The 9,606-nt window shown below is 64.9% G+C and carries 11 protein-coding genes; 4 read left to right on the top strand and 7 right to left on the bottom strand.

Annotated elements, in window-relative coordinates; translation table 11 throughout:
• Positions 1 to 89: 89 nt before the first annotated feature.
• Together AAHS21_RS27620 and AAHS21_RS27615 are read right to left on the bottom strand one after the other, a co-directional pair.
• A complete protein-coding gene (locus AAHS21_RS27620; RefSeq protein ID WP_342930693.1) occupies positions 90 to 938 on the bottom strand; it encodes a hypothetical protein in 849 nt (282 codons plus the stop codon).
• Positions 935 to 1,546 (bottom strand): TetR/AcrR family transcriptional regulator, encoded by a 612-nt coding sequence (locus AAHS21_RS27615; protein WP_342930692.1) that lies wholly within the window; start codon positions 1,544 to 1,546, stop codon positions 935 to 937. Before AAHS21_RS27615 ends, AAHS21_RS27620 begins: the two co-directional genes overlap by 4 nt.
• Positions 1,547 to 1,639: 93 nt before the next feature.
• Between AAHS21_RS27615 and AAHS21_RS27610 the strand changes: the two genes are divergently transcribed.
• A complete protein-coding gene (locus AAHS21_RS27610; RefSeq protein ID WP_342930691.1) occupies positions 1,640 to 3,241 on the top strand; it encodes an NAD(P)/FAD-dependent oxidoreductase in 1,602 nt (533 codons plus the stop codon).
• On the opposite strand, the gene AAHS21_RS27605 is transcribed toward AAHS21_RS27610, so the two are convergent.
• Positions 3,228 to 3,824, bottom strand: coding sequence for a hypothetical protein (locus tag AAHS21_RS27605; protein WP_342930690.1), 597 nt, complete (start codon positions 3,822 to 3,824; stop codon positions 3,228 to 3,230). The two genes, AAHS21_RS27610 and AAHS21_RS27605, sit on opposite strands and share 14 nt — an antisense overlap.
• A 152-nt stretch (positions 3,825 to 3,976) precedes the next feature.
• Between AAHS21_RS27605 and AAHS21_RS27600 the strand changes: the two genes are divergently transcribed.
• Positions 3,977 to 4,423, top strand: coding sequence for an SRPBCC family protein (locus AAHS21_RS27600; RefSeq protein ID WP_342930689.1), 447 nt, complete (start codon positions 3,977 to 3,979; stop codon positions 4,421 to 4,423).
• Complete coding sequence (locus AAHS21_RS27595) at positions 4,407 to 4,946, top strand: helix-turn-helix domain-containing protein (RefSeq protein ID WP_342930688.1); 540 nt, start codon at positions 4,407 to 4,409, stop codon at positions 4,944 to 4,946. Before AAHS21_RS27600 ends, AAHS21_RS27595 begins: the two co-directional genes overlap by 17 nt.
• Before the next feature lie 7 nt (positions 4,947 to 4,953).
• Here the strand turns inward: AAHS21_RS27595 and AAHS21_RS27590 are convergent, their stop codons facing one another.
• Entirely contained in the window at positions 4,954 to 5,526 is a 573-nt protein-coding gene (locus AAHS21_RS27590; protein ID WP_342930687.1) for a TetR/AcrR family transcriptional regulator, read from the bottom strand.
• A 101-nt stretch (positions 5,527 to 5,627) separates the two neighbouring features.
• Here AAHS21_RS27590 and AAHS21_RS27585 point away from each other — a divergent pair, with 101 nt between their 5' ends.
• On the top strand, positions 5,628 to 6,551 hold the full coding sequence (locus tag AAHS21_RS27585) for an SDR family oxidoreductase (RefSeq protein ID WP_342930686.1): 924 nt from the start codon (positions 5,628 to 5,630) through the stop codon (positions 6,549 to 6,551).
• A 14-nt stretch (positions 6,552 to 6,565) separates the two neighbouring features.
• Here the strand turns inward: AAHS21_RS27585 and AAHS21_RS27580 are convergent, their stop codons facing one another.
• The 3 genes from AAHS21_RS27580 to AAHS21_RS27570 form a co-directional block, all read right to left on the bottom strand.
• A complete protein-coding gene (locus tag AAHS21_RS27580; RefSeq protein WP_342930685.1) occupies positions 6,566 to 7,024 on the bottom strand; it encodes a universal stress protein in 459 nt (152 codons plus the stop codon).
• Positions 7,025 to 7,095: 71 nt separating this feature from the next.
• Positions 7,096 to 8,646 carry an NAD(P)/FAD-dependent oxidoreductase gene (locus tag AAHS21_RS27575; RefSeq protein WP_342930684.1) on the bottom strand — a complete coding sequence of 517 codons (1,551 nt, stop codon included), beginning with the start codon at positions 8,644 to 8,646 and terminating at the stop codon, positions 7,096 to 7,098.
• 156 nt (positions 8,647 to 8,802) lie between these two features.
• Positions 8,803 to 9,549 (bottom strand): TetR/AcrR family transcriptional regulator, encoded by a 747-nt coding sequence (locus AAHS21_RS27570; protein ID WP_342930683.1) that lies wholly within the window; start codon positions 9,547 to 9,549, stop codon positions 8,803 to 8,805.
• Positions 9,550 to 9,606: the final 57 nt, after the last annotated feature.

Genomic DNA, 9,606 nt, shown 5'->3' with positions numbered 1-9,606 from the left:
TACCAACCCCAAAAACAGAAAACACCCCCAACCAACAACTGAGGGTGTTCACTATGTCGCGAGACATCTGTCCTCGATGTCTCGCGACATCACAGGTCAACGACCAGATGAGTCGGACCCGCGCCGGCCCGCGTGGATCCCACAATGGTCAACCGCTCCGCGTCGTACACGGTCAGGTCGTTCTTCCGCACGTCGAGCACGCCCACCGCGGTCCCGGCTGCCGCCGTGCCGGCCGGCTGCACACTGTCGGTGAAGACCTTGACGATTTTGTTTTCCCGTAACACCGCCACCGTGCCGCCGAGTTCGTTGGCGACGAAGACAGTGCCATTGGTCGCCTCGGCCGCATCATGCGGCGCGGTGCCGGTGACGATGGGCGGCGATGCCTTCCCGTGCGGCAAGCCGACTTGCACCAATGCATTGGCGGTCTCGACCGGAACCAGCACCGTGCCGCCGGCCGTGGCGAGCTGCAGATGCCGGACCGTGCCAGGCAGCGGAACCCGGCCGGTGATGTCGCCCGAGTCCGCATCGATCAGCACCAGTTCATTAGGATCGCGCGTCGCGACCGCGACGGTTCGCGTTGACGCGTCCACGACCACGCCTTCGGGCTCGTGCCCCACCGGGATGGTCCGCCCGACGAGCCCGTCGGGGGGAAGGGGCGGTCCCTTGAGCGGTTCGGCCGCCGGCGGTAGCCCGGTCGCGGGTGGGCGGCTGCCTTCGGTCGCTACCCCCGGCGGCAGCATGCCGGTGGTCGTGGATCCGGCGGATGTCGGCGCGGCGGCATCGTGGCCGCAGGCTGCCATCATCACGGTCACCAGACATGCGGCGGCCTGCGATGGGAGCTTGCGGATCAGCTGCACGATTTTCAGGTACCCCGAGCGGACCGCATCAATCCGGCGGTGTTGCGCGGCTGTTGCGCGGCAAGCGATTTCGTTGGTCAATCCAATCCGGCTTCGCGCAAGGTATGTGTGAGCCCGTCTTCCAGCGCGCTCAGCGCGATGTCGGTCAACCGGCTCAGCTCATCGATATCCTCGCCGCCTTTGCTCATCCACGCCTCCAGCGAGGCGAAAACCGCCGTTGCCAGGCTGTGTGCCGCGATGTCGGCGATCATGGCGCTTTCAACGGCCAGGCCGGTCGGCTTCGATCGCGTGTGGATGAACCGGCTGATCTCGTCGGCGACCTGATCGCGCATCCGCCCGATGTGCGTGGTGATGATGTCCTGGTCGAGGTCACGCGACCGGATTGTGGCGGCCTCGCGGACCATTGCGAAGTCAAAAGGGAAGGCGTCCACCGCTTTTCGGACCGAGGCGGTGATGGGTTCACCGTGCGGGCGCAAAGCCAGTGCGCGGGCGAACCATTCGAAGCCGATGTCGTAGTCGGCGAAGATCACCGCGTGCTTGGACGGGAAGTGCCGATAAAACGTGCGCTCGGTGACTCCGACATCGGCGGCGATGTCGGACACGCTCGTCTGGTGCACGCCATCGGCGACGAAGCGCTTCATCGCCGCCTGGATCAAGGCCTGTCGCGTCCGCTGACTACGAGATTCCACACCGACAAGCAGACACCAAATGTCAGCATTGACGCAACTATGTCAGGTATGACATGGTGCGTGGAGCCCGGGATCACTCAGCGAGGAGTCAGCATGGCCGACTATGACGCGATCATCATCGGAGCAGGTCACAACGGATTAGTCGCCGCGAATGTGCTGGCGAAGAACGGTGCGAAAGTGCTTGTCCTGGAACGCGCCCACTTCCTCGGCGGCATGGCCGCGACCCGCGAACTCTTCGATGGGTACAAGCACAGCGTCGGCGCCTGGGCCGTGTTGATCTGGCGCCAGGAGATGACCGACCGGTTGGAGCTCACGAAGTGGGGCTTCGAGCTGATGGATCAGTGGACGTCGACGTGCACCTTCGGCGATGCCGAAGACACCCCGTTCGTCATGTACAACGACCTGGAGCGGATGGGGCGCCATCTCCTCGAGGATCACGGGGCCGACGTCGCAACCGCGCTCGGCGGATTGTTCGCGCACATAGGAAGATTCGCGCCCTACTTCGTCGACTCGGCGTTCGGTCCGCCGCTGGACATCATCGAAGTGATCGCTTCGCAGCCCACGCCTGCGGACCGGCACGACTTCGCCCAGATGTGGTACGGCAGCACGATGGACACCGTCCGGCGATTCCTTGCACCCGACCAGGGGCGCTGCATTCAGGGCTCGCTGGCCGCGATGTCGATCGACGCGTTCGACGGCGGACCCTGGACACCGGGCTCGAACGCATCGACGCTGTACCACTACCTGATCGGCGGCGGCAACGTCGAATACATCATGCCGCGCGGCGGCATCGGCGCGTTGAGCACCGCGCTGTGCCGGCGCGCGGAGTCGCTGGGCGCCGAGGTGCAGTGCAAGCAGCACGTCAAGGAGATCCTGGTCGAGAACGGACGTGCTATCGGGGTCCAATTACGGGATGGCACAAAGATTTCCGCCGATGCGGTGCTGTCGTCGCTGGACCCATACACCACCTTCGTGAATCTGGCCGGTGCGCAGAACTTTCCGCCCGACTACATCCGCAAGATCAAGGAGATCAACTTCAACCTGGGATACATCCAGGCCCATCTCACCATCGATCAAGCGCCGCAATGGATCGAGCGCCTGCAGCCCTATCTGCAGGACAACGGGCAGTGGTGTCCGACAGTCGCTTACGCGCCGTCGCCGGAATACATCAGCGACGCGTGGGAGCAGTACCGCAAGGGCATGCTGCCCGATGCACCTCCCACCTACCTCTACATCCCGAGCATGGTCGACTCGTCGCTGGCGCCCGAAGGCAAACACAGCGCAACGATTTTCACGCCCTACTTCCCCACCGGGCTCGACGCCGACGAAAACCGAAGCTGGAAAGAGCAATACGCCGACACCTGCGTCGGGATCTTCGACAAGTTCGCGCCCGGGTTCGCCGACTCGGTGACCAACCGAGTCGTCTTCTCCAATCGCTACTTCGGCAGCACATTCAGCGCACACGCCGGCGACTACTCGCATGGGTTGTTGCAGCCCAACCAGCTGTGGACCGGTCGCGTCGTGGAGGGAGCCGACAAATTCGCCACCCCGGTCGACGGGCTCTTCCTCTGCGGCCAGTGCACTCATCCGGGCCCGGGAGTCACCGGCATCCCCGGGTGGAACGGCGCCGAAGCGGCACTCGAGCACCTCAACGCACGGGTCGCGGCAAGACCGGCCTCGACTACATCTGGGTGATCGTGCAGTCGTAGAAAGCCCAGAGCGCAATTCTGTCGGCGTCGGTGTAGATCTTGATTTCGACAGGACCGTTACCACCGGCCGGGACGACGAACGTGAACGTGGTGGGTCTGGCGTTGTCCTCGAAATTGGCTGCCACCCCAGGGCCTTCCACGCGGTAGTACCCCGGGTAGTGCGGTCCTACCGCGATGCTTGTCGCCCGACAGGTGACCAGGACCCCGCGCCCCGTCGGCGCCTTCGCCAGTGTGAGCCGCAGATAGGGCTGGAACTGCGGGTTGCCCGTGAACGTCCCAACCGACGCGAATGCGTTGGCGCCGGCCGTGTAGTAGGCGACGGTCTCGAAGTCGAGCCACGCGACTGCGTCGACCGCGGGCCGGGCCGGACTCAGCACAGCGAGCGTGGCAAGGGGGACAGCATCCAATTCCGGCACCGCGTCGCCCACGGTGTCGAGAATCTCGCGTTGACCGACTGTTGTGGTCAGCACCGGAATGCGGTTCACCTGCATGCCAGGGCGCTCCTCGAGTTCGCGCAGGCGAGCCACCATCGTCTTCGGCAGCGAAGCTGCCGCAATGACGTCCGACATTGTGTTGCTCCTCTCGTGAGGTGTAATCCGTTGTGTGGAAAAGATTTATCTCGCGGCCAGCAAGCCCGATAGCGTAGTGCACTACTCATTCGATCGGCCGAAAAAGTCGGGTGACCTAGGCAGGACATCCTGTTTTATGTACCATCTGGTACATGTTTAATGAAGACAGCATCGAGATCGATGCCGCGCCGCAGTTGGTATGGGATGTCTTCACCGATGTCGAGCACTGGCCGGACTGGACCGCGTCCGTGACCTCGCTTACCGGGCTGGATGGACCCGTCCTGGCCATCGGCAACCGGTTCGCGATCAAGCAGCCCGGCATGCAAAAGCTGGTCTGGCAGGTTACCGAGCTCGACCCGGGGTCATCCTGGACGTGGGTGCACCGCTCCCCCGGGGTGCTGGTCAGCGCTCGCCACGATGTCATCGGTCAGCCGGGCGGCCGCACCCTGGTGCGCCAGCAGCTCGACCAGGGCGGCGTCGTCGGCGCGGTTGTCGGGCGGCTGATGGCCAGGAAGACCAAGCGCTTTCTCGAACTGGAAGCCCACGGACTCAAGGCCCGGTCGGAGCAGCTCAGCCGGGCCCATGGCCCGCACCCCTGACCTGGCGCGGCGCCGGCAGCTCCTCGACGCGCTGATCGACGAATTCGCCGACGGCGGCATCGGCGACCGCTCCCTGCGCGAGATAGCCGGCGCTGTCGGCACCAGTCATCGAATGTTGCTGCACCACTTCGGGTCTCGAGAGGACCTGCTACTGGCGGTCGTCGAAGAGGTCGAGCAACGCCAGATGGGGCTGCTCCCCGAGTTGCCGGCGGACGCCGCCAACGGCTTTGCCGCGATGTGGGCCGACCTGCAGCGCCCCGAGCTGCGCCGGCTGGAGCGCCTGTTCTTCGAGTGTTACGCGCGTGCCGCCCAGGGCGAAAAGCCCTTCGCCCGAATGATTCCCGGTGCCGTCGACGGCTGGCTGACCGCGGTCGAGGCAGTGGCAGGCGACGCGTTCGATCCGGCAATGGCCCGGCTCGGCCTGGCCGTCACCCGGGGGCTGCTGCTGGACCTGGTGGCCACCAACGACGACGCCGGCGTGGCTGCGGCCGCGAAGGCGTTCGCAATCCTGTTGCGCCGCTGAGGCGAAGTCACTTCGCTTTGGGCAACACCGAGATGAGCGTGTCGACAAGCTCCTCGGCATCGGTGTGCCACTTGTCCAAATCCATGTGACCGCTCAGGTCCAAACCCGTGATCCCGTGGGCGCTGGTCAACAACAGGGCTGCATAGCGGCTCGCCTGCTGCGGACCAGTGATGCGACCCACGATGTCCAAAAACAGATCCTGCGCGCGTTGGGCCACCCGCATCGCTTCAGTCGGGTCACCCGCCGGCGGGGTGAACATCAGCCGATACAGATGTGGACGGGTGCGGCCGATGTCGATCAACGAGAGCAACCCGGTGCGCAACGACTCCTCTGGTGAATCGTCGCTGTTGACCAATGCCTCGAGCGAGTCACCCAATTCGCTCAACGCGTTCATGGCCACCACCGCCAGCAGAGATTCCTTGTCGGCGAAGTGGCGATACGCCGCCGAGTGCGAAACACCAGCCCGCGCACCGACTTCGCGCAGCGTGACCGCTTCGATTCCGCCGAGGTCGAGCAACACGCCCGCCGCCTCGATCAGCGAGCGACGTGTCGCCGCAGCACTCTCCGCCCGTGTCGTCACCCGCCGAGCATAAGCCAGCCTTTGAGTTGACAATGTCAACTCAGACGCTTACGTTCAGTTGACAACGTCAACTCAAAGCTTGCCACCGGATGGAGACCGTCATGAATTCCGCGAATCGCACCGACCGCCACGAACTCATCGTCGTCACCGGCGCCTCGACAGGCATCGGAGCGGCGACAGCTAAAGAGTTGGCCCGCAGAGGTTTTCATGTTCTCGCCGGCGTAAGACGCGAGGCCGACGCCGATGCACTGAAGGCCGAAGGCCTGCCGAGCCTGGAGCCGCACATCCTCGACATCACCGTTGAGTCCGACGTCGCCGCGATTGCCGACCGGGTCGCCCACGATCCACTGCATCGCCCGTTGCGCGCGTTGATCAACAATGCCGGCATCGCCATCAACGCGCCGGTCGAAGCGCTGCCGCTGAAGCAGTGGCGCCAACAATTCGAGGTGAATCTGTTCGGTCACGTCGCGATGACCCAGGCGCTGTTGCCTGCTCTACTGCTCGGCTCCGGAACCGTCGTGAACATCAGTTCCGTTGGCGGGAAGGTGGTCTTGCCGACTTACGGTGCCTACGCCGGTTCGAAGTTCGCCCTCGAGGCGGTCAGTGACGCGCTGCGGCGTGAGGTCGCCGAACTGGGCATCAAAGTGGTCGTCGTCGAACCCGGCGCGGTCAAGACCGAAATGGCCGAGCGTGGCATCGCCACCGCCGAAGAGCTGGTGGCCAACATGACCGACACCCAACTCGCCCGGTATGGCGATCTCGCCGCCGCCGTCACCGCACAGGCCCGATCATTCGGCGAGGTCGGCGTTTCGGCCGAGCATGCCGCAACAGTCATCGCCAAGGCGGCGACCGCTTCTCGCCCGCGGACTCGCTACACGATCGGGCGTGACGCCGCGATCCTGGTGCGGGTCAGCCGCGTCGTCTCAGACCGGGTCCTGGACCGGATCGTGGGCTTGAACCTTCGGTCCTTTGCAAAGCAGTCAACCGAACGGGCAAGCGCCGCAACGACTTCGGTCGGAGGTTGAGGCCGAACGACGCGCTAGTCGGAGGTGTGGACGATCAGGACGTCCATCTTGGCCCGGCGGGAGACTTCGGAGGGGACCGATCCCAACAGCCGCCCCGCGACGCTGGCGAGCCCGACGTTGCCGACGACCAGCAGGTCGGCACCGACGTCCTCGGCGAGCTGCACCAGCGCGGTGATGGGCGCACCGACGATCGCCTTCTCCTCCACGTTCTTGGCGCCGGCTTGGTGCGCACGCTCCCTGGCGTTGTGCAGGATCGCGTAATAGGGGGCCTGGCCCACCGTCCGGTAGTCCTGACCGTGATCGCTGCCCGGCGGGATGGCGTAGCGACCGCGTTCCTCAGCGACGGGGGGATGTGCCGTCGCAACAATCAATTTCGCACCATCGTCCGCGGCGATCGCGGCCGCGCGGTCGACCGCGCGCAGCGACGAGTCCGATCCATCGGTGCCGACCACGACGGTCTGATACGCGCTCATAAACCTCCGAGTCTAAAGCCTGCCCTCCGGTTTTGGGAGTCCTGAACTGCGGTTATGTCTGCGCGGCGGGCTCAGCGCGGCGCGCAGACCGCGGAGCGCTGTGCGCGTGACCCGCTGCGCACGCCGAAAAACTGATATTCGTCGGGCTTGACCGAGTGGGTGGAACGCCAGTACTGCCAGGTGTAGCCGCCCCACAGCACGGTGTTCTTGCCGTGCTCGTCGAGATACCAGCTGCTGCAACCTCCGCTGTTCCACACCGATCCCTTGAGCTGCTCCTGCAACTCGTCGTTGAACGTGTCCTGCGCCGCGCGGGTCGGCGCCAGCGCCTGCGCGCCGAATTTGTCGCACTTCTTGATCGCGTCGGCGACGTAGCGGATCTGGGACTCGATCATGAACACCACCGAGTTGTGCCCCAGCCCGGTGTTGGGACCCAACAGGAAGAACAGGTTGGGCATATCGGCGACGGTGATGCCCCGGTGCGCACCGATGCCCTCACGGTTCCAGCGGTCGACCAGGTCCTCACCGTGGCGTCCCTTGATCTGGACATAGGTGTAGGAGTCGGTGACGTGAAAGCCGGTGCCATAGACGATTACGTCGACCGGCCGTTCGGTGCCATCGGCCGTCACGATCCCGTCGGGCGTGATCCGGGTGATGCGGTCGGTGATCAGTTCGGTCTTCGGGTCGGCGACCGCACGGTAGTACGTCGACGAGTTCAGAATTCGCTTGCAACCGATGCGGTAGTTCGGGATCAGCTTGCGGCGCAGCTCGCGGTCCTTGACCGAGCGGCGGATGTTGTATTTGCAGTACGCCTCAATGAATTTCAGCGCGTTCGGGCGCTTCGTCATGCCGAATGCCAGCGCCTCCTGTCCCCAGTAGATGGCCAGCCGCACCAGCGCGCGCAGCCCGGGCACGTTCTCCATCGCCCGGCGCAGCGCAACCGGCAGATCCGGGTTCGACCGCGGGACCACCCACGGCGGGGTGCGTTGGTAAAGCTGAAGCTCGCCGACCTGCCCGACGATCTCGGGGACGATTTGGATCGCGCTGGCGCCGGTCCCGATCATTGCCACCCGCTTGCCGGTGAGGTCGACGCTGTGGTCCCACTCGGCGGAATGGAAAGCGGGACCGCGGAATTCGTCGCGACCCTCGATCTCGGGGATCGACGGGATGTGCAGCGCGCCGGCACCCGAGATCAGGAACTGGGCGACGTATTCGCGTCCATCGGTGGTGAACACGTGCCAGCGGTGTTCGTCGTCGTCCCAATGTCCGCGATCGACCAGTGAATTGAACTCGATGTAGCGGCGCAGCCCGTACTTCTCGGTGACGCCCTTGAGATAGTCCCAGATCTCGGGCTGGTAGGAGAACGGGTTTTTCCAGTCCGGCTTGGGCTCGAACGAGAATGAGTACAGGTGCGACGGGATGTCGCAGGCGCACCCGGGGTAGCTGTTGTCGCGCCAGGTTCCGCCGACGTCATCGGCTTTCTCCAGGATCACGAAGTCCACGCCCTGCTGCTGCAGCTTGATGCCCATGCCCAGCCCGGAGAACCCGGTCCCGATGATCAGCGCGCGGGTATGCACCGGCTGCACCGGTGACGTCGGTTCGGCTTGTGTCAATGCATCGGTCACAGTGGATCGGTCCTTCTATTGGCTTATCGGCTCGCGCGTTTGCCGCCGCACCCCATGTTTACTCTGGGGTGGCTAACGCAGATACCCGGTACCGACGGTATCGATTGAGACCGAGTCTTGACGAAAGCCCTGCTGATGTCAACGGGCCTTTAGTCCTCAGCTGGCCGCGGGGTTACTCCGCACGGCGCTGTGCACCGGCTGATCAGGGTCGACCGCGATGCCCAGCGCCTCGGCGGTGCCGACGATGACCCCCATCATGATCGTGGTCAGGTGGGCGACAAACTGATCGCGCGGCATGCGTCGCGGGCTGCCGGGTTCGCCCAGCCACCACTCGGTGGACGACGCGGCTGATCCGAAGGCCGCGTGTGCGGCCAGTTCGAAGGCGGCGTGGTCGAGCTTGAAGTCCTTGAGTTCGTTGTCGAACATGTCGGCAATGGTCAGCGTGATCTGACGGCCCTCGTTGAGGGTGCGCACCGTCGACTCGGTGGTCGCTCCGGAGCGCGCCGAAATGAACACGCGCAGCACGTTGGGATGCTTGTCGACCAGGTCGACGTACTCGTCGACGCTGCGCCGGACGATCTCGCGGGCCGAGTCGGTGGCCAGGTCGATCGAGGGGAAGATCGCCGCCCACAACATGTCACGCAGGCGCTCGCCGATCGCCTGGAACAGGTCGGACTTGTCATGGAAGTGGCGGTAGATCTTCGGCTTGGCGGTGCCGGCCTCTTCGGCGATCTCCCGCACACTCAGTTCGGGACCGAGGCGGTCGATCGCGCGAAACGCCGCCTCGACGATTTCGCCGCGTACCTTCTTGCGATGTTCGCGCCAACGCTCGCTGCGCGCGTCGACCTTGGCCCCCGGCTTCACGCTCGGGTGGGGTCTGGCAGGTCGGGGCACTCTCACCACATCAAGCACCATACCGCGCCGGGCCCGCTGACCTGCGCAGACTGCGGGCCGAATGGC

Origin of the sequence: Mycobacterium sp. 050272 (assembly GCF_039023525.1) — a bacterium.
GTDB lineage: Bacteria > Actinomycetota > Actinomycetes > Mycobacteriales > Mycobacteriaceae > Mycobacterium.
Note: the sequence above shows the minus strand (reverse complement) of the source record. Positions and strands in the feature narration are given on the sequence as shown.

Bases quoted from the DNA above. Each gene is read 5' to 3' on its own strand.
- AAHS21_RS27580 (WP_342930685.1), bottom strand. From the start codon at position 7,024: ATGAGCGCGTATCAGACCGTCGTGGTCGGCACCGATGGATCGGACTCG.
- AAHS21_RS27605 (WP_342930690.1), bottom strand. From the start codon at position 3,824: ATGTCGGACGTCATTGCGGCAGCTTCGCTGCCGAAGACGATGGTGGCT.
- AAHS21_RS27610 (WP_342930691.1), top strand. From the start codon at position 1,640: ATGGCCGACTATGACGCGATCATCATCGGAGCAGGTCACAACGGATTA.
- AAHS21_RS27600 (WP_342930689.1), top strand. From the start codon at position 3,977: ATGTTTAATGAAGACAGCATCGAGATCGATGCCGCGCCGCAGTTGGTA.
- AAHS21_RS27585 (WP_342930686.1), top strand. From the start codon at position 5,628: ATGAATTCCGCGAATCGCACCGACCGCCACGAACTCATCGTCGTCACC.
- AAHS21_RS27595 (WP_342930688.1), top strand. From the start codon at position 4,407: ATGGCCCGCACCCCTGACCTGGCGCGGCGCCGGCAGCTCCTCGACGCG.